This window comes from Pseudomonas sp. B1-22, from assembly GCF_050474425.1.
Taxonomy (GTDB): domain Bacteria; phylum Pseudomonadota; class Gammaproteobacteria; order Pseudomonadales; family Pseudomonadaceae; genus Pseudomonas.
Window position 1 is genome coordinate 645,365 of the sequence record NZ_JBCHVH010000001.1, and the last position, 19,503, is coordinate 664,867.

At 66.9% G+C, this 19,503-nt stretch carries 16 protein-coding genes; 8 read left to right on the plus strand and 8 right to left on the minus strand.

Annotated elements, in window-relative coordinates; all coding sequences use genetic code 11:
* Nucleotides 1-20: 20 nt before the first annotated feature.
* The 8 genes from ACQ5BL_RS03090 (at nt 21) to ACQ5BL_RS03125 (ending at nt 7,458) form a co-directional block, all read left to right on the plus strand.
* A complete protein-coding gene (locus ACQ5BL_RS03090; protein ID WP_243434540.1) occupies nt 21-365 on the plus strand; it encodes a DUF4398 domain-containing protein in 345 nt (114 codons plus the stop codon).
* Nucleotides 362-1,174, plus strand: coding sequence for an OmpA family protein (locus ACQ5BL_RS03095; protein ID WP_243805060.1), 813 nt, complete (start codon nt 362-364; stop codon nt 1,172-1,174). The genes ACQ5BL_RS03090 and ACQ5BL_RS03095 overlap by 4 nt, the downstream gene beginning before the upstream one ends.
* Nucleotides 1,175-1,330: 156 nt before the next feature.
* Complete coding sequence (locus ACQ5BL_RS03100) at nt 1,331-1,966, plus strand: response regulator transcription factor (RefSeq protein WP_207884460.1); 636 nt, start codon at nt 1,331-1,333, stop codon at nt 1,964-1,966.
* A 123-nt stretch (nt 1,967-2,089) separates the two neighbouring features.
* Nucleotides 2,090-3,529, plus strand: a complete 1,440-nt coding sequence (locus tag ACQ5BL_RS03105; RefSeq protein WP_207884461.1) for a PLP-dependent aminotransferase family protein — start codon at nt 2,090-2,092, stop codon at nt 3,527-3,529.
* 255 nt (nt 3,530-3,784) lie between these two features.
* The gene (locus tag ACQ5BL_RS03110) at nt 3,785-5,521 is read left to right on the plus strand and encodes a vWA domain-containing protein (protein ID WP_243805059.1); all 1,737 of its coding nucleotides are present in this window, start codon (nt 3,785-3,787) and stop codon (nt 5,519-5,521) included.
* Nucleotide 5,522: 1 nt separating this feature from the next.
* Nucleotides 5,523-6,113 carry an RNA polymerase sigma factor gene (locus ACQ5BL_RS03115; protein WP_243805058.1) on the plus strand — a complete coding sequence of 197 codons (591 nt, stop codon included), beginning with the start codon at nt 5,523-5,525 and terminating at the stop codon, nt 6,111-6,113.
* Nucleotides 6,110-6,748, plus strand: a complete 639-nt coding sequence (locus ACQ5BL_RS03120) for a hypothetical protein (RefSeq protein ID WP_243805057.1) — start codon at nt 6,110-6,112, stop codon at nt 6,746-6,748. Before ACQ5BL_RS03115 ends, ACQ5BL_RS03120 begins: the two co-directional genes overlap by 4 nt.
* Nucleotides 6,749-6,828: 80 nt before the next feature.
* On the plus strand, nt 6,829-7,458 hold the full coding sequence (locus ACQ5BL_RS03125; protein ID WP_243805124.1) for a hypothetical protein: 630 nt from the start codon (nt 6,829-6,831) through the stop codon (nt 7,456-7,458).
* Between the two features lie 247 nt (nt 7,459-7,705).
* Here the strand turns inward: ACQ5BL_RS03125 and ACQ5BL_RS03130 are convergent, their stop codons facing one another.
* The 8 genes from ACQ5BL_RS03130 to ACQ5BL_RS03165 all read right to left on the minus strand — a co-directional run bounded on the left by ACQ5BL_RS03130 (nt 7,706) and on the right by ACQ5BL_RS03165 (nt 19,315).
* On the minus strand, nt 7,706-9,532 hold the full coding sequence (locus tag ACQ5BL_RS03130; RefSeq protein WP_243805056.1) for a long-chain-acyl-CoA synthetase: 1,827 nt from the start codon (nt 9,530-9,532) through the stop codon (nt 7,706-7,708).
* 228 nt (nt 9,533-9,760) lie between these two features.
* The gene (locus tag ACQ5BL_RS03135) at nt 9,761-10,582 is read right to left on the minus strand and encodes an SDR family oxidoreductase (RefSeq protein ID WP_243805055.1); all 822 of its coding nucleotides are present in this window, start codon (nt 10,580-10,582) and stop codon (nt 9,761-9,763) included.
* Nucleotides 10,583-10,802: 220 nt separating this feature from the next.
* Entirely contained in the window at nt 10,803-12,794 is a 1,992-nt protein-coding gene (gene atuF / locus ACQ5BL_RS03140) for a geranyl-CoA carboxylase subunit apha (protein ID WP_243805054.1), read from the minus strand.
* A 127-nt stretch (nt 12,795-12,921) separates the two neighbouring features.
* Nucleotides 12,922-13,716 (minus strand): isohexenylglutaconyl-CoA hydratase, encoded by a 795-nt coding sequence (gene atuE / locus ACQ5BL_RS03145; protein ID WP_243805053.1) that lies wholly within the window; start codon nt 13,714-13,716, stop codon nt 12,922-12,924.
* 4 nt (nt 13,717-13,720) lie between these two features.
* Nucleotides 13,721-14,881, minus strand: a complete 1,161-nt coding sequence (gene atuD / locus ACQ5BL_RS03150; RefSeq protein ID WP_243805052.1) for a citronellyl-CoA dehydrogenase — start codon at nt 14,879-14,881, stop codon at nt 13,721-13,723.
* A 40-nt stretch (nt 14,882-14,921) separates the two neighbouring features.
* A complete protein-coding gene (atuC, locus tag ACQ5BL_RS03155) occupies nt 14,922-16,538 on the minus strand; it encodes an acyl-CoA carboxylase subunit beta (RefSeq protein ID WP_243805051.1) in 1,617 nt (538 codons plus the stop codon).
* 3 nt (nt 16,539-16,541) lie between these two features.
* Nucleotides 16,542-17,417 (minus strand): SDR family oxidoreductase, encoded by an 876-nt coding sequence (locus ACQ5BL_RS03160; protein ID WP_243805050.1) that lies wholly within the window; start codon nt 17,415-17,417, stop codon nt 16,542-16,544.
* A 107-nt stretch (nt 17,418-17,524) separates the two neighbouring features.
* Nucleotides 17,525-19,315, minus strand: coding sequence for an acyclic terpene utilization AtuA family protein (locus ACQ5BL_RS03165; protein ID WP_243805049.1), 1,791 nt, complete (start codon nt 19,313-19,315; stop codon nt 17,525-17,527).
* Nucleotides 19,316-19,503: the final 188 nt, after the last annotated feature.

A 19,503-nucleotide genomic window follows, 5' to 3' on the forward strand; every position in this document is an offset into this window, starting at 1 on the left:
ATTTCGTGATCAATCGACGGATGATGGCCGCCGGTCTGGCTCTTTTTGCCCTGGCCGGTTGTGCAACGAACGACCCGGCACCCACCGAGCAGATGCGCCTCACCGAGCAGGCGCTAGAGCAGGCCAAGGCCGTGGGCGCAACGGATGATGTAGCGGAGCTCAAGCTCGCCGAGGACAAGTACCAGGCCGCCAAGGGCGCCCTGGCGGTGGAGTCGAACAAGAAGGCACGGCAGCTCGCCGAGCAGGCCGAACTCGATGCCCGCCTGGCCGAGGCCAAGGAGCTGACGCGCAAGAGCGCGAATCAGTTGGCCGAGCAGAGCAAGAGCATCAATCGTCTGCGCAAACAGTTGGGAGAAGCACAATGACTTCACTGCAACTGTTGCGTCTCGCGACACTGGGCTCCGTGGTCGCGCTGGCGGGTTGCGCCAACAGCCAGCTGAGCGAGAAGTCCCTGGAGCAGGCGCGTAGCCAGTTCCAGTCCGTGAAGGAAGATTCCGCGGTGCTGCGCAGTGCGCCCAAGGACGTGATCCGCGCGGGCGAGTCCCTGGCGCGTGCCGAGCGCCTGTCCAACTACTGGGGTAGCAGCGATGACGTGCTGCAGTACTCCTACCTCAGCCAGCGTTACAGCGAGATCGCCCGCGAGCACAGCAACTACGCGCTGAACCAGGAGCGCCTGGCCAAGCAGCAGCTCGAGCGCGAGCGCCTGCAACTGGCCATGCGTGAAGCGCGCCTGGCCAACGTGCAGGAGCAGAACAAGTGGCTGGAGCAGCAGATGGTCAGCCTGGCCACCAACGAAACCGAGCGCGGCCTGGTACTGACCCTGGGTGACGTGCTGTTCGACAGCGGCGAGGCGGACCTCAAACCCGCCGCCAACCGTACCGTGCTCAAGGTGGTGCAGTTCCTCCAGCTCAACCCGCGGCGGGTGATCCGCATCGAAGGCTATACCGACAGCGACGGCGACCAGCAGCTGAACCAGCAGCTGTCGAAGGACCGCGCGCAGGCGGTGGCGGACGCACTGTCCGACCTGGGCGTCGACCCCAAGCGCATCCAGGTGCAGGGCTACGGCGAGGCCTATCCGGTGTCGGACAATGCGTCGTCGCTGGGCCGTGCACAGAACCGCCGGGTCGAGATCGTCTTCTCCGACGAAAAGGGCCAGCTGGGCGCCGAGCGCTGAGCGCACACGGTTACATCGGGTTGCAAATGAAGCCCCGGAGCAGCCTGCTCCGGGGCTTTTTGCTGGGGTATCTCGAAATTGTTCGAGGTCTGCGTTGGCGAAAATAATCCCCAGCGACTAATCCCCATGCTGGGGAGCCACCAGCGAGAGACGTAAATGCTGTCCGAAAAAAAGACCTTGAACGTGATTGTGGCCGATGCCCAGCCGATGATCGGCTGGGGGCTGGAGCATTATCTGGCCGACCACTGCGACGCTCAGGTGAAAGCCTATGTCAGCGACACGGAGAGTCTGCTGACCGCTTTGAGCGAATGGACCGATACCGACCTGCTGATCATGGAAATGGCGTTGCCGGGAGAGCGTGGGCGCGACGGCGTACACCTCATCGAATGGCTGCGCCGCCACTATCCCAACGTACAGATCCTGGTGTACTCGCTGCTCGGCGCCCCGCTGATGGCGGCGTCGGTGGTGAAGTGCGGTGCGCTGGGCTACGTTTGCAAGCGCAGTGCACTGAGCGTGCTCACCGATGCCATACAGCGCGTTCGCCGTGGCGAAACCTACATCGACCCGACCCTGCGCCAGCCGCGCCATACCGGACGACCGCTGAGCCCCACCGAGATGGACATCATCCGGCGCCTGGCCCACGGCGCCACCGTTGGCGAGATCGCCGAGCGCACCAACCGCAGCGTCTCGACCATCAGTACCCACAAACGCAACGCCATGCAGAAGCTGGGCCTGACCAGTGATGCGCAACTGGTCGCCTTCGGCGTGCTGGACTGGCTCGGCGAGGTCTGACGCCTCGCACCCCACGCGGCGCTGGTCAGCGGTAACTGTAACGCGCACAATCCCTGTCACTGTTCTGGAACAGTTGCGGCTTTTTAGCTACTGTTTCGGTCCAATGACCGAGGGATGGCCGTCATGTCCAATCTGCTTCTGTACCAGCGCATCGCCCAGCAACTGGCCGAAGACATCCGCCGGGGTGTCTACCAGCCGGGCGAGCGCGTGCCGTCCGTGCGCAAGCTGAGCACCCAGCTCAACGTCAGCCATGCCACGGTGTTGCAGGCCTATGCCACCCTCGAAGACCAGGGGCTGATCCGCGCGCGTCCGCAATCGGGCTACTACGTGCATCGCACGCCGGCGCTGACCGCGTCGACCCCGGATATCGCCCGGGTCGAGCGTCCCGGCCTGGTCACCCGCAGCAGCATCATCAACCAGGTGCTCGCCGAGGCGCGCCGCGAAGGCGTGTTCCCGCTGGGCGCCGCGGTGCCGCATGTGGACTACCTCCCGGTCCGGGCGCTGCACCAGCAGTTGGCCAAGGTCACCCGCTTCTCCAGCCCGCGCGCCTTCAGCTACATGTTCAGCCCCGGCTATGAGCCGCTGCGCCGCCAGGTGGCGATCCGCATGCGCGATGCCGGCGTGGTGGTCGACCCGACTCAGGTGACCATCACCCATGGCTGCGTGGATGCCATCCACATGGCGCTGCGGGTGATGACCCGCCCGGGCGACCTGATCGCCACCGAGTCGCCGAGCTACTACGGCCTGCTGCAACTGGCCGACATCCTCGGCCTCAAGGTCATCGAGATTCCCAGCGACCCGCTCACCGGCATCAGCCTGGAGGCGCTGCAACTGGCCGCCAACCAGTGGCCGATCAAGGCGCTGGTGCTGACTCCGCGCCTGAGCAACCCACTGGGCGGCACCATCCCCGAGGAGCGCCAGAAGCAGCTGCTCAAGCTCACCGCCGAACACAACATCGGGGTGATCGAGGACGACATCTACGGCGAGTTGATGTTCGACCAGGGCCAGACCAAGGCGCTCAAGGCCCATGATCGCGATGGCCGAGTGGTGTACTGCTCCAGCTTCTCCAAGACCATTTCCCCCGGCGTGCGCATCGGCTGGATCATCACCGAGCGCTACCAGGAGGAAATCCGCCGCCTGCAGACCTTCACCACCCATTCGGCGTGCACCGTCACCCAGATGGGCGTGGCGGCCTACCTGGAGAACGGTGGCTACGACCGGCACCTGCGCTATATCCGCCAGGAGTACCGCAAGAACATGACCGCCTACCAGCTGGCGGTGCAGCAGTACTTCCCCGAAGGCACGCAGATGACCCGGCCCAAGGGTGGTTTCATCCTCTGGGTCAGCCTGCCGGCCAAGGTGAATACCAAGGAGCTGCACGTGCGCGCGCTGGAGCAGGGCATCAGCATCGCGCCGGGGCTGATCTTCAGTAACACCGAGCAGTTCAATAACTGCCTGCGCCTGACCTGCGGCATTCCGTGGGACCGCGAGGCCGAGCGGGCGATCATGACCCTCGGCATGCTGGCCTGCCAGCTGTGCCAGGAAGGGCTGATCGCGGCGTAATCGCTTTGCTTTCGTGGGAGCGGACCTTGTCCGCGTTCCTGCGCGATTCGCGGATAAGATCCGCTCCTACGAGAGCCAGCCTGAGGTCCGCCGTTGAACACCTGTAGGAGCGGACTCCGTCCGCGATCAGCGCCACAGCGGAGCCTATCGCGGACGGAGTCCGCTCCCACGAAAAGCTCCCGCTTCACACTGCGTTAACCCGTTTCCCCACACGGTCTCGTCTGAGAAGTTGAATCCCTCCACGAGGCCGCCGCCATGTCGCTTCCCGTTCACTTCCTTCGCCCTGCCGCCCAGGGCTTTGCCATTGGCCTGCTGATCGCCGTCGCCGGCTGCGGTATCTCCCGCGAGGGCGAGCCGAAGCAGAAGGCCGCCGCGAACACCGATGCCATCCAGGTCGAGCCGCTCGCCAAGCCGGCCAGCCCTCCGCCCGCGCCTCGTCTGGAGGAGAGTGCAAAGGTGCAGCGCGCCGCCGGCTACGTCGCCCAGGCTCCGGTCGCGAGCATCATGCCCGCGCCCATGGCGGACATGCAGCAGCCCGGCTACGTGGACGTGCCCCGCGAGCAATACCAGACGCTGCCGGATAACCCGATCCACGCCGTCGCCCAGGACCCGGTCTCCACCTTCAGCATCGACGTGGACACCGGCAGCTATGCCAACGTCCGGCGCATCCTCAATGAAGGCCGGCTGCCGCCCAAGGGAGCGGTTCGGCTGGAGGAGATGGTCAACTACTTCCCCTACGACTACGCGCTGCCCGGCGATGCCGCATCGCCCTTTGGCATCACCACCGAACTTGCGCCCACGCCATGGAACCCGAATACCCGCCTGCTGCGAGTGGGCATCAAGGCGTCGGATCGCAGCGTGGCCGAGCTGCCGCCGGCCAACCTGGTGTTCCTGGTGGACGTCTCCGGCTCCATGGATCGCCGCGAGGGCCTGCCGCTGGTGAAAAGCACGCTGAAGTTGCTGGTGGACCAGTTGCGCGACCAGGACAAGGTGTCCCTGGTGGTCTATGCCGGCGAATCGCGGGTGGTGCTGGAGCCGACTTCCGGACGTGACAAGGCGACCATCCGCAATGCCATCGAACAGCTCCAGGCGGGCGGTTCCACCGCCGGCGCCTCGGGCATCGAACTGGCCTACCGGATGGCGCAGAAGGGCTATCTGGACAAGGGCATCAACCGCATCCTGCTGGCCACTGACGGCGACTTCAACGTCGGCATCAGCGACTTCGAGACGCTCAAGCAGATGGCCGCCGAGAAGCGCCGCAGCGGCGTGTCGCTGACCACCCTCGGTTACGGCGTGGACAACTACAACGAGCAGCTCATGGAGCAGCTGGCCGATGCCGGCGACGGCAACTACGCCTACATCGACAACCTGCGCGAGGCGCGCAAGGTGTTGGTGGAGCAGCTCAGTTCGACCCTGGCGGTAGTGGCCAAGGATGTGAAGATCCAGCTGGAATTCAACCCGGCCCAGGTCAGCGAATACCGTTTGCTGGGCTACGAGAACCGTGCCCTCAAGCGCGAGGATTTCAGCAACGACAAGGTGGATGCCGGCGAGATCGGCGCCGGGCATACGGTCACCGCGCTCTACGAGATAGTCCCCGCCGGCGGCAAGGGCTGGCTGGAGCCGTTGCGTTACCAGAACAGTGCCGCGAAAGCCGATGCCAAGGGCGACGAACTGGCCCTGCTGCGGGTGCGCTACAAGGGCCCGCAGGGCGGCGCCAGTCAACTGATCGAGCGCCCGATCCGCGCCGCCGAGCAGCGCGCCGACATTGCCCAGGCCAGCGACGACCTGCGTTTCGCTGCCGCCGTTGCCGCCTTTGCCCAGCAACTGGAGGGCGGTCGCTACACCAGTGCCTTCGACATCGGCGATACTGTGCAGCTGGCTCGCGCCGCGCGGGGCGAGGATCGCTTCGGCCTGCGTGCGGAGTTCGTCCAGCTCGCCGAGCTGGCGCAGAGCCTGCAGACCCCGGTACCCGAACAGGCACGGATCGAGTGATGTGAACATACCCCTCAGGGACGACAGTGACGCCGCACTGCTGCGGCGTTATCGACAAGGTGACGCCGAGGCCTTCGCCGAGCTCTACGCTCGCCATCGCCTCGGCCTGTTCCGCTTTCTCTGCGGCCTGTGCGGCGACAACACACAGGCCGAGGAAGTCTTCCAGGAAACCTGGCTGAGCCTGGTGCGCAGCGACAGCCAGCCGGGATCGGCCAGCTTCAAGACCTGGCTGTATCAGATCGGCCGTAACCGGCTGATCGACCACTGGCGCAAGCTCGGTCGGCACCAGGGGCGCCAGGAGACCTTCGATGAGCAATTGCACGGCGAAGCGCTGTCCGGCGAAAGCGAGGACCCCGAGCGCGAGCTGGTCCTGAGCCGTGATCAACAGCGCCTGCAGGGCGCGCTGGAGGCGCTGCCGGAGGAACAGCGCGAAGTGTTCCTGCTGCGCGCCCACGGCGACCTGGAACTGAACGAGATTGCCGAGCTGACGCGAACCCCGGCCGAGACGGTGAAGAGCCGGCTGCGCTACGCGATGCAGAAACTGCGCCGGTTGCTGTCCGACCCGGCGGCGACCGAGGAGGTGAGCCCATGAACCGCGATCCGCACGAGCAGGAGCTGCTCGAGCACTACCGCCGGCACAGCGATGAGCAGCCGTCGGCGCAGCTGGACGCGCGCATCCTGGCCGCTGCCCGCGCCGCCGTGGAGGCGCGCAAACCAAGCCTCGCCGAGCGTCTGCGTCACTGGCTGTTGGGCTCCGGCAGCCGCCAGCGCTGGGGTGTCGCCGTGGCCGGTCTGGCGACCCTGGGAATTGGTCTGAGCCTGACGATGCGCACCTTCGAGGACGCGCCGCAGCGGTTCGACGCCCCCGTCGCCCCGGCGATGATGCAAGCGGCGCCACCGGCTCCGAAGCCTGCCATGGCCCCTGCGGCGCCCCCCGCCGCCGAGCCGGCGGAGGCCAAGCGCAAGGCCGAGTCCGTCGCCCGTGGCATCGCCAACCAGCAGCCTGCGGCGAAGGTGTCCGGTGCGCTGGCGGAGGAGGCGGCGTCCGTCACCGCGATGGCAGATGCCATGGCGCCGGATGAGCCCCAGGCCAGTCTGCTGCGCCTGCGCGTGTTGCAGGAGCAGGGGAGGGAGGATGACGCTCGTGCGCTGCGCCAAACCCTGCAGCGGCAGTTCCCGAAGCTGGATATCGACGCCGCGCTGCGCGCTCTTCCGCCCAAGCCTTGACCGATGACAGGCCGCCGCAAGGCGGCCTTTGACAGACTCAGGGGGTAGCAGTAAATCCTTGTGATAACTGGCCTCTTGCCATGGCCTTCGACTCGCGCCAGCATTGCGCGTTTTTTCCCGCTTGCCCGATCATGAAGTACAGCCGAATCCTCCTTGCCGCCTGCCTGACACTGCTACTCGCCGCCTGTGGCGACGAGCACAAGGACAAGGCGCCCAGCCCGCCGCCCGCGCAGTCCACAGCAGCGCCCGTCGCCGCGCCGGCACCGAAGCCGGCCGCTGAACAGCCGCGCGAGTCGGAAGCCGCGCCGTCCGCGGCCGAGCCGGTGGCATCGGCCAACGCGCCAGCGATTGAAGCGTCGACCAGGCCCGAAGCGAAAGCGCCTGCCAGGCATGAGGGAGAGGCGGCCCCCAAGGCGAGGACGGCGAAGAAGCCGGAGGTTGATCCCGCCATCAAGCATCCGCTGCCACCGGTGACACTGGATCTGCGTCTGCCCAGGGACCTGGTGAAGCAGTTGCAGCCGGACGAGCCGGTGCTGGAAGCGGAAGAGAAACCGATCCTGCCGCCGATGTTCGGTGAGAAGACCGGACAGAGTCCGTTCGAAGTGGGTGGCCGGCTGATCCAGCGCGAACGCAACGAACGCGAGACCAACGACGACAGCTGGCACTCGGAAATCCGCGGCGCGGAGCTGCAGTTCCAGTTCCGCAACTGATCTGCCGCTGTAGCAGCGAGGGGGACGCCTGGTTCTTGCTCGCGCACCGTACGCTGCCGGGACTTCAGGGCGAGCATCGATGTAGATCGCGGACAGAGTCCGCTCCTACGAAACGCTGTCCAGTACGCGCGCCAGTCTGCTTGTGTAGGAGCGGACTCCGTCCGCGATGGAACTCCAATCAGGCACCGCGATACCCGTGGCGTAGGGCATACAACCGCGAACGGTTGTACGCCCTACGGGGCGAATCTCAGAACCGATACTCGCCGCGCCGGATCGCCTCGAACAGCCCGCCATCCAGTGCACGATAGCTCGCCTCGCCGGGAAGGCGGACGAACAGGGCTTCGCTGACCTGCTGAGGGTCGTAGGCGCTGCGTTTGAGGTCGGTCTTCTTGTACTTGAAGGTCCCGGTGGTCTCGACCTGCTGCAGCAGGCGCAGGAACAGCGGCACGGCGTAGGCCGGCAGCGCGCGGTCCAGGTGCTCGGCCAGTTGCGTGCCGTCGAGGCTGGCGCCATCGCGCAGGCGCAGCGCGGCCATCCCGCAGCGGCCGTTGGTGCCGGGAATTTCCACGCCATAGACCACCGCATCCTCGACGGCCGGGAAGGCGCCCAGGGCGTTCTCCACCTCGGTGGTCGAGACGTTCTCGCCTTTCCAGCGGAAGGTGTCGCCCAGGCGGTCGACGAACTGGGTGTGCTTGAAGCCGATGTCGCGCATCAGGTCGCCGGTGTTGAACCAGGCATCGCCCTTCTTGAACACGTCGCGGTAGATCACCGCCTCGCTCTTGGACGGGTCGGTGTAGCCGTCGAACGGCCACTTGTCGCTGATCTCGCTGATCAGCAGACCCGCCTCGCCCTTGTCGACCTTCTCCATGAAGCCCTTGGCGCCGCGCACCGGCTGGTCGTTCTCCAGGTCGTAGCGGACGATGGCGTAGGTGGCGGGGGAGAAGCCCACGGTATTGTCGAAGTTGAAGACGTTGGTGAAGCCGATGTTGCCTTCGCTGGAAGCGTAGAACTCGGTGATCCGCTCGATGCCGAAGCGCGCCTTGAACTCGTTCCAGATCGACGGACGCAGGCCGTTGCCGATCATGCAGGTCAGGCTGTTGCCGCGTTCCTCCGGGCATTCCGGCTGGTTGAGCAGGTAGCGGCAAAGCTCGCCGATGTAGCCGAAGCAGGTCGCCTGGTAGGTCTTCACGTCCTTCCAGAAGGCGCTGGCGGAGAAACGACGGCGCAGGGCGATGGCCGCGCCGCCGGCCAGCGCCGCGCTCCAGCACACGGTCACGGCATTGTTGTGGTAGCAGGGCAGGGTCAGGTAGATCACGTCGCTGTGCGTAAGGCCCAATCCTGAATGGCCGAAGCCGCCGTAGGCCTTGATCCACTTGCCGTGGCTCATGATCGAGGCTTTCGGCAGGCCGGTGGTGCCGGAGGTGTAGATGTAGAAGCAGGCGTCCTTCAGGCGGACCTGGGCGGTTTCCGCCAGGTTGGTCGAGTTCTGCTCCTGGGCCATGCGCATCAGGTTGTGCCAGCCCACCGGCGGCTGGCTGGGTTCGCTCAGGGTGTCGCCGTCGGCCACCCAGTAGCAGCGTCCGCCGCTGTTTTCAAGCACCGGACGGACATCCTCGAAGGCTTCGCGCAGTTCCTCGCCGACCACGAAGTGGCTGGGCTTGACCAGGTTGAGGCTATGGCTGAGCACCTGGCCGCGCTGGGTGGTGTTGACCAGTGCGCCGATGGCGCCGAGCTTGGCCAGCGCGGCGAGCACCACCATCAGCTCGGCGCGGTTCTCCAGCATCACGGCGACTACGCTGCCATGGCCCACGCCCTCGGCCTGGAAGGCTCGCGCCAGGCGGTTGGCCCAGCCGTTGAAAAGGGCGTAGGACAGGCGTCGGCGTTCATCGATCAGCGCTGGATTGTCCGGATACAGGCGTGCGGCGCGCTCCAGCGCCCAGCCCAGGGAGAGATTTTTCTCGCGGTTGCGGATGCCGGTGTAGTACAGCCCGCGCAACATGCGCGGCACGCGGCCGAGGGTGGCTGGCAGGTGGGCGAGGAAGCGGGTCGGGGTAATCAGGTCGGCGTGGGTCATGGCTCTCGCGCTTTGTCGTTGTTCTGCGGGAACTGGCGTCCCATCACTCTAGGAGGTGTTTGCGCATCGAGGCTATGACCCGGACGCGCGGTGCGTCAGGCAGTTCGGCAAATGGGGCGCCGAAGGGACAGCGGCACGCCGTAGGATGGGTGGAGCGGAGCGATACCCATGCCGCAAGAGATGGGTATCGCAGGCTCCACCCATCCTACGGGGTGCGAGGTCATGGATTCAGTCGAGGAACAGGTCCGGCACCAGCGAGCCGCCGTTCGGGTCGTAGCGGTAATGCTCGAAATCGGTCTGGCCCTGTTCGCGCAGGATTTCCTCGTCGATCAGCAGGCGCCCGCTGATGGCGCGCTCGCTGCTGGAGAGAATCGCGTAGGCGGCGTCGGCCATGATCGCCGGCGTACGCGCGCGCTTGAAGGCGTCGCGGCTGCCCAGTTCGAACTCGATGGCGGCGGTGGCGATCATGGTCTGCGGCCACAGCGAGTTGACGCTGATGCCGTAACGCTTGAACTCCTCGTGCATGCCCAGGGTGAGCATGCTCATGCCGTACTTGGTGACGGTGTAGGGGCCGTGCTGGGCGAACCATTTGTTGGCGATGTTCAGCGGTGGCGACAGGCTGAGGATGTGGCCCTGGCTCTGCTTCAGGTAGGGCAGCGCGGCCTGGCTGCAGACCATCACGGCGCGGGTGTTGATCTGGTACATCAGGTCGAAGCGCTTGGGCTCCAGGCGCTCCACGCCGACCAGCTTGATGGCACCGGCGTTGTTCACCACGGCGTCGATGCCGCCGAAGTGTTCGGCGGCACGGGCCATGGCCTCGCGCACGGCGTTCTCGTCGCGTACGTCCAGCTGCAGGGCCAGCGCCTTGCCGCCGGCGGCCTCGACTTCCCCGGCGACGCTGAAGATGGTGCCTTCGAGTTTCGGATGGGGCTCGGCGCTCTTGGCGGCGATGACGATGTTGGCGCCATCGCGGGCGGCGCGCAGGGCGATCTCGCGGCCGATGCCACGGCTGGCGCCGGTGATGAAGAGGGTTTTGCCGGAAAGGGACATGTGGGGGCTCCGTGTTCTTGTTGTTTGTCGGACGGCATCGCGGATGAATCCGCTCCTAAGAAATGTGCTTCCTGATGTCGGGTGCGCTCGGGCCTGCCCTCACCCTAACCCTCTCCCAGAGGGAGAGGGGACTGTTCGGAGCAGGATGAAACTGTGCATTCAGCCGGCACAATCGGCCCCCTCTCCTAGGGGAGAGGGCTGGGGTGAGGGGATGAGAGGTTCAGGCGGACTCCAGCGCCTCGACCTCCACCAGCAACTGCCGGGATTTCACCTGCTCGCCCTTGCTCACCTGCACGCGGCGGATCACGCCGTCGACGCCGGCCTTGAGTGGGTGCTCCATCTTCATCGCTTCCAGCACCAGCAGCAGCTGGCCCTTGCTCACGCGCGTGCCCTCGGCCACCAGCACGTCGACGATGGCGCCATCCATCGGTGCCTTCACCGTGCCGGAGCCCGCGCCAGCGGCGACGCCGGCCGGTTCGTGGGTGACGTCCTGCAGCTCCAGGTTGCCGTCCGCGCCATACAGCCACAGACGCGCACCCTCTCGGTGGAACGGCAGGCGGCGGCGGATGCCGTCGGCTTCGAGGATTGCATCGCCGTGTTCTTCTCCCAGAAGACGCAGCGCAATCCGCACCTCGCCGATACGTGCCAGCAGCGCGGGCTGCGCCCCGTGTTCGCGAACCTCCAGTTCGACGACGAACTTCTCCTCGCCCTGCTTGAGGGCGAAGCGCCACGGCGCGCTGCCCGCGCTGCGCCAGCCGGAAAGGCCCGGCTGGTGCGCGCGGTCGCTGGCCGAGGCCTGGTAGAGCAGGGCGGCGGCACAGGCCAGTTCCAGCGCCTGCGGCTGGCGCGGGGCCAGGCTCGGGTCGCCGGCGAACTGCTCGCCGATGAACGCGGTGGTGGCCTTGCCGGCGGCGAATTCCGGGTGCCTGAGCAGGTTGGCGAGGAAGCGCTGGTTGCCGGTCACGCCCAGCAGCACGCAATCCTCGACGGCGCGCACCAGCTTGCGCCGGGCCTCGTCGCGGGTGGCGCCGTAGGCGATGACCTTGGCCAGCATCGGGTCGTAGAACGGCGTGACCGGCTGGCCTTCGCGCAGGCCGTGGTCGACGCGGATGCCGTCCAGTTGCGGCGGCGTCCAGCGCAGTACCTGGCCGGTCTGCGGGAGGAAGCCGTTACCTGCGTCCTCGGCGTACAGGCGCACTTCGATGGCGTGGCCCTTGAGCTGGATCTGTTCCTGGGTCAGCGGCAGCGGATGACCCTCGGCGACGCGGATCTGCCAGGCCACCAGGTCCTGGCCGGTGACCAGCTCGGTGACCGGGTGCTCCACCTGCAGGCGGGTGTTCATCTCCAGGAAGTAGAAGGCGCCGCGGGAGTCCAGCAGGAACTCCACGGTGCCGGCGCCGACGTAGTTCACCGACGCGGCGGCCTTCACCGCGGCCTCGCCCATGGCGGAGCGCAGTTCCTCGGTCAGCACCGGGCAGGGCGCTTCCTCGATGACCTTCTGGTGGCGGCGCTGCACCGAGCAGTCGCGCTCGCCGAGGTAGACGATGTGGCCGTGGCGGTCGCCGAACACCTGGATTTCCACGTGGCGCGGCTGCACCACGGCTTTCTCCAGGATCAGCTCGCCGCTGCCGAAGGCGTTCTGCGCTTCCGAGCGCGCGGTGCGCAGCTGTTCGGCGAGGTCTTCGCTGCGGATCACCAGGCGCATGCCGCGCCCGCCGCCGCCTGCGCTGGCCTTGATCATCAGCGGGTAGCCGATGCGCTGCGCTTCGCGGGTCAGCGTGGCGTCGTCCTGCTCCGCGCCTTCGTAGCCGGGGATGCAGGGCACACCGGCTTCGAGCATGGCGATCTTCGACAGGCGCTTGCTGCCCATCAGGTGGATGGCTTCCACGCCGGGACCGATGAAGACGATGCCGGCGGTCTCGCAGGCGCGGGCGAAGTCGGCGTTCTCCGAGAGGAAACCGTAGCCGGGGTGGACGGCGCTGGCGCCGGTGCGTTTCGCCGCGTCGAGAATCGCTTCCGGCTTCAGATAGGACTGGCCCACCGGCGCCGGGCCGATGCATACGGCTTCGTCGGCCAGTTGCACATGGCGAGCGTTGGCGTCGGCCTCGCTGTACACGGCGACGGTGCGGTAGCCCAGGTCGTGGGCAGTGCGGATCACCCGGCAGGCGATCTCGCCACGGTTGGCGATGAGGATCTTGTCGAAGGCGGGCATCTGGGGGCTCCTGCTTGTCTGGCGGCGTCTGGGGTGTTTCTGGATTCCCGCGTTCGCGGGAATGACGTGTGGGGGAGCGGTGTCTCTCGCCGTCATCCCCGCGAACGCGGGGACCCAATAAACAGCCTCACTGCGCCCAGTTCGGTTTGCGTTTCTGCACGAAGGCCAGCGTCCCTTCGGCACCTTCCTCGCCGGTCACCGCGGCGGCGAACTGGCGGGCGGCGGCGTCCAGCAGCGGACCGAGGGCTTCGGTCTCGGTGGCGAGCAGCAGCGCCTTGGTGGCGGCGTTGGCGCCAGGGGCGCAGCGGCGCACCTGGTCGAGCGTCTGCGCCAGTTGCTCACCGAGGCTCTCGGCGCTGTCCGCGCAGGCATGCACCAGGCCCAGGCGCAGCGCCTCGCGGCCATCGAAGCGGGCGGCGGTGAGGGCCAGGCGGCGCGCCTGGGTAAGGCCGATGCGCTTCACCACGAAGGGGGCGATCTGCGCTGGCAGGATGCCGAGGCTGGTTTCCGGCAGGCCGAATTGCGCGTCCGCCGCCGCGATGGCGATGTCCGAGACGCAGGCGAGGCCGAAGCCGCCGCCGAGCACCGCGCCTTCCAGCACGGCGACCAGCACCTGCGGTTGTGCCTGGGCTTCTTCCAGCAGACCGCCGAAGGCGCGGTTCAGCGCGGTGTAGGCATCCGGACCGGCGGCGCGGGCGCCGGCCATGTCCTTGATGTCGCCGCCAGCGCAGAAGTGCCCACCGGCGCCGCGCAGTACGATGGCGCGCACGGCGCGGTCGTCGCGCACGGCGGCGAGCACTGCACGCAGTTCGCCGACCATCGCCAGGCTCATGGCGTTGCGGCTGTCCGGGCGATTCAGGGTGACGTGCAGCACGCCGCCGTCACGTTCCAGCAGCAGGGTTTCGCAGTTCGGCAGGGTCATGGCGTCAGCCCTTCTTCTTGCCCGGCAGGGTGCCCATCAGCTTGCAGATGATGCCCAGCATGATTTCGTCCGCGCCGCCGCCGATGGAGACCAGGCGGGTGTCGCGGTAGGCGCGGGCAATCGGGTTCTCCCACATGAAGCCCTGGCCGCCCCAGTACTGCAGGCAGGCGTCGGTGACTTCGCGGGCCAGGCGGCCGACCTTGAGCTTGGCCATGGAGGCCAGGCGGGTCACGTCCTTGCCTCGGACGTACTGCTCGGTGGCCTGGTAGGTGAGGGCGCGCAGGCACTCGATCTCGGTCATAAGCTCAGCCATGCGGAAGTGGATGACCTGGTTGTCGATCAGCGCCTGGCCGAAGGTCTTGCGCTCCTTGCAGTAGTCGATGGTGGCGTTGACGCAATACTCCAGGCCCTTGATCCCGCTGGCGGCGCCGAACAGGCGTTCTTCCTGGAACTGCAGCATCTGCATCATGAAGCCCGCGCCCTCGGCACCGATGCGGTTGCGCTGCGGCACGCGCACGTCGTCGAAGAACACCTGGGCGGTCTCCGAGCTGCGCATGCCGAGCTTGTCCAGGTGCGGGCTGACGCTGATGCCCTTGGACTTCATCGGCACCATGATCAGCGACTTGTTGACGTGGGGCTTGTCGTCGGAGGTGTTGGCCAGCAGGCAGATGAAGTCGGCGGACGGCGAGTTGGTGATCCACATCTTGCTGCCGTTGATGACGTAGTCGTCGCCATCCTTGCGTGCGGTGGTCTTCAGGCCCGCCACGTCGGAGCCGGCGCCGACCTCGGAGACGCCGATGCAGCCGACCATCTCGCCGGTAATCGCCGGGCGCAGGAACTCCTCGCGCAGCTCGTCGGAGCCGAAACGCGCCAGGGCCGGGGTACACATGTCGGTCTGCACGCCCAGGGCCATCGGCACGCCGCCGCAATGGATGGTGCCGAACTCTTCGGCGGCGACCACCGAGTAGCTGTAGTCCAGGCCCATGCCGCCGAATTTCTCCGGCTTGGAGATGCCCAGCAGACCCAGGTCGCCGGCCTTCTTGAAGACTTCGTGGATCGGGAAACGCCCGGCCTTTTCCCACTCGTCGACGTAGGGGTTGATTTCCTTCTCGACGAAGTTGCGGACGGTGCGGCGGAGTTCTTCGTGTTCCTGGGTGAAGATCATTGTTGTTGTTCTCCTTGAGCCTGAATGTCGTGAAGGCGCGTCAGAACCGCGCGACGCCGAAACTGTTGTGCTTCAGCGGCCGCACGGCCGCTTCCGCGCAGATGTCCAGCAGGTAGCCGAGCAGCGCGCGGGTGTCGCGCGGGTCGATCAGCCCGTCGTCCCACAGGCTCGCCGTGCCATAGAGCGCTGTGGACTGGGCGTCGAGCTTCTGCGCGGTCATCTGTTCGAGCATGTCGAGCATCTTCGGGTCGGGCTCCTTGCCCTCCTTGGCGTGCTTTTCCTCGGTGACGATGCGCAGCACCTTGCCGGCCTGGGCGCTGCCCATCACGGCGGTGCGGCTGTTGGGCCAGGCGAAGATGAAGCGCGGGTCCAGCCCGCGGCCGCACATGGCGTAGTTGCCGGCGCCGTAGGAACCGCCGACCACCAAGGTGAGCTTGGGCACTGTGGCGTTGGCCACCGCCTGGATCATCTTCGAGCCGTGCTTGATCACGCCCAGGCGCTCGGACTCGGTGCCGACCATGAAGCCGGTGGTGTTGTGCAGGAACAGGATCGGCGTGTTGCTCTGCTCGCACAGCTGGATGAATTGCGCCGCCTTGGCCGCGCCCTGCGGGGTGATCGGGCCGTTGTTGCCGATCAGGCCGCAGGCGTGGCCTTCGATGTGCAGGTGGCCGCAGACGGTCTGGCTGTCGAACTCGTTCTTGAAGTCGAGGAAGCGCGAGCCGTCGGCGATGCGCGCGATGATCTCGCGCACGTCATAGGGCTTCTTCGCGTCCGCTGGGACCACGCCGAGAAGTTCCTCGGCCGGGTACAGCGGGGCATCCCATGCCTGTTTCGGGCGGGCCGGCAACTGGGCATTCCACGGCAGCGAAGCGAGGATTTCGCGGGCCAGGCGCACGCCGTCGGCGTCGTTCTCGGCCAGGTATTCGGCGGTGCCGGCGACCTGGGCATGCAGTTCGGCGCCGCCGAGTTCTTCATCGGTAGCGACTTCGCCTGTGGCAGCCTTGAGCAGCGGTGGGCCGGCGAGGAACATCTTGGCCTTGCCGCGCACCACCACCACGTAGTCCGACAAGCCCGGCTGGTAGGCGCCGCCGGCGGTGGACGAGCCGTGCACCACGGTGATCTGCGGAATGCCCGCCGCCGACATGCGCGCTTGGTTGGCGAAACCGCGCGCGCCCTCGACGAAGATGTCCGCGGCGTAGTTCAGGTTGGCGCCGCCGCTCTCGGTCAGCGCCACCACCGGCAGCTTGTTCTCCAGGGCGATCTGCTGCAGGCGCAGGGTCTTCTTCAGCCCGGTGGGGGAGATGGTGCCGCCCTTGATCGCGCTGTTGCTGGCGGTCACCAGGCAGCGCACCCCGGCGATGTAGCCGATGCCGGAGATGATGCCGCCGCCGGCCTGGGTGCCGTCCTTGTCGTCATGCAGCTTGTAGCCGGCCAGCGAGGAAATCTCGAGGAACGGCGCGCCGGGGTCCAGCAGCAGGTTCAGGCGCTCGCGCGGCAGCAGCTGGCCGCGCTTGTCGAACTTGGGCTTGGCCTCGGCGGCCTTGTCCAGCACCTTCTGTTCGACCTCGCGGAAGCTCGCCACGGCGGCCAGCATGGCCTCGCGGTTGCGGGCGAAGTCGTCGCCCTGGGCGTCGATTTCCGACTGGATCACCGGCATGGCTTACTCCTGATCCTTCAAGACATCGGGTAGATAGGCACGGTGGAAGCCATTGTAGGAGCGGCTCTGCCCCGGCTTTGCCTTGGACAGCGGGAAGGCGCGGCTGCCCTGGCTGGCGGCGCCGTCGATGCGGATGGTGTTGCCGCTGACGAACGCCGCGCCGGGGGAGAGCAGGAAGACGATGGCGGCAGAAACTTCCGACTCGGTGCCGATGCGCTTGAGCGGCACGTGCTCGCGCAGGGTCGGGATCACCGCCTTGAACGCGCCTTCGTAGGTGTCCATGCCGCTGGAAGCGATCCAGCCCGGCGCTACGGCGTTGACCCGCACCCCGGCGTGGCCCCACTCGATGGCGGCGGTCTTGGTGAAGTTCTCCATGCCGGCGCGGGCGGCGCCGGAGTGGCCCATGCCGGGCATGCCGCCCCACATGTCGGCGAGCATGTTGACGATGCTGCCGCCGGTCTTGCTCAGGCTCTGGTTGAACACTTCGCGGGCCATCAGGAAGCCGCCCACGAGGTTGGTGCGGACTACGGCCTCGAAACCCTTCAGGTTTATCGAGGCCAGCGGCGCGGGGTACTGGCCGCCAGCGTTGTTGACCAGGTGATGGATCGGCCCGCGCTCGGCGATGATTTGCGCCACCAGCGCCTTCACCGCTTCCTCGTCGCGAATGTCGCAGCTGTGCCAGCTGGCGCTGCCGCCGTCCTCGAGGATTTCGCCGGCGGTCTTCTCCAGCTTCTCGGCTTTGCGCCCGACCAGCACCACATGGGCGCCGAGGGCCGCCAGCTCATGGGCGGTGCAGCGGCCGATGCCGCTGCCGCCGCCGGTGACGATGATGGTCTGGCCGTCGAACAGGCCTGCCTTGAAGATCGAGTCGTAGCTCATGGTTGTTTTCGTCCTGCTCAATCGTTCGTCGTGCGTGCTTTTCGTAGGAGCGAGCTTGCTCGCGAACAGACTCCGCTGCGGGGTTGGGTTCGCGAGCAAGCTCGCTCCTACAGGAACTGATCGGCGATGTGCTGCGGCACCGCCACCGGGAATTCCAGCAACTGCTGGGCGAAGGCCTTGCCCTGCGGGTCGATACGCAGGCTGGCGACGCCACCGCCGCCCAGGGCGTTCTCCAACAGGAAGTTCAGGCTGTGCGTGCCCGGCAGGTGCCAGCGGCTGACTCGGCCGAGCTGCGGGTCGAGCACGTGCTGCATCCACTCGGCTACCGCGCCTTCGCTCAGCGCCTCGGCGATCCACGGCAGGTATTCGGGCCGGCGCGCCATGACGCCGATGTTGCTGTGGTTGCCCTTGTCTCCGGAGCGCGCCACGGCCAGCTTCACCAGCGGCACGCTGGCCTGGGCCGGGCCCTTCGCGGCGGCAACCGGGATGTCGTCGGTCAGCGCCGAGGGGTCGAAGTGCTCGATGTGCGGCAGGGCGACCGGCTGGCGCTGGCCGTCGATCTCCACCGCCAGTTCGCAGGCGTCCTTGTCGATCAGGAAGGAGAACAGGCGGATCACCGGGTACACGGTGGGGCGGCCGCCGACGATACCAGTCAGGCCCGGCGCCATGCCGGTGGCGGCCTGGGCGATCTCGCGGGAGAACAGCACCAGGGCTTCCTTGCGGCTGTGGCGCACGGCCAGCTTCACCACGATCTCGCGGTTGTCGCTGCGACGCCCGTGCGGGCCGTAGGTGGCCTCGCTGCCGAGGAGTTCCACACTGACCTCACGGTACGGGCCCCAGCCGCGCTCCATGAGGATTTCCTCGGTCTTGGCAATGATCGCCTGGCTGACCCGCTCGGCCTTCTTCACCGCGTCGATGCCGGCGATCAGGCAACTGGCGGTGCAGCGGAAACCATCCGGGTAGGTGGCGCTGACCTTGTATTGCCCGGTCGGCGGCAAGCCGCGCGCGCCGCTGACGGCCACGCGGTTTTCGCCGACCTGGGCGAGCTGTACCTGGGTGAAATCGCAGACCACATCGGGCAGCAGGTAGGCGCGCGGGTCGCCGATCTCGTAGAGCATCTGCTCGCCCACCGACAGCGGCGTCACCAGCCCGCCAGTGCCCTGCGGCTTGGTCACCACGAACTCGCCGCTGGCCTGTACTTCGACGAGGGGGAAGCCGATGTGCTCGTAGTCCGGCACGCTTTCCCAGTCGGTGAAGTTGCCGCCGGTGCATTGCGCGCCGCATTCGATGATGTGCCCGGCCAGGGCGGCCTGGGCCAGCTTGTCATAGTCGTTCCAGGCCCAGCCGAATTCGTGCACCAGGGCGGCGCTGACCACCGCGCTGTCCACCACGCGGCCGGTGATGACGATATCGGCGCCGGCCTTCAGCGCCTCGACGATGCCGGGGGCGCCGAGGTAGGCGTTGACCGACACGCACATCGGCGGCAGCGGCGCGCCTGAGAACATCTCGCGAATGCCGGCCTTGGCCAGTTCGCCCAGGCGCGGCTGCAGGTTGTCGCCGTGCACCACGGCGATCTTCAGCGCCACGCCGGCCTTCTCGCAGGCGGCGGCCAGGGCGCTGGCGCAGGCCTGCGGGTTCACCCCGCCGGCATTGCTGATCACGCGTATCCGTTTTGCGGCGATATCGCCCAGCAGGGGTGTCATCACTTCGACGAAATCGGTGGCGTAGCCTGCCTCGGGATTCTTCAGGCGGGCGCCGGCCATGATCGACATGGTGATTTCGGCGAGGTAGTCGAAGACCAGGTAATCCATTTCCGCCCCGCGCACCAGCTGGGCAGCGGCGGTGGAGGTGTCGCCCCAGAAGGCGGAGGCGCAGCCGATACGTACGGTTTTAGTCATTGTTCTGCCCGTGACGTTGGGTGATGGAACGACATTACCAAGCAAGCGCTTGGTTGAAAAGAGTGAGATTTACGACAACCCCAACCAATGGATGGCCAAGCGCTTGCTTGGTAGGTCTCCGCGGGCTTACATTTCGTCAGACAACACAAGCACTTGCGGGCGTTTCAATGAATCGCCGAGAACAGATG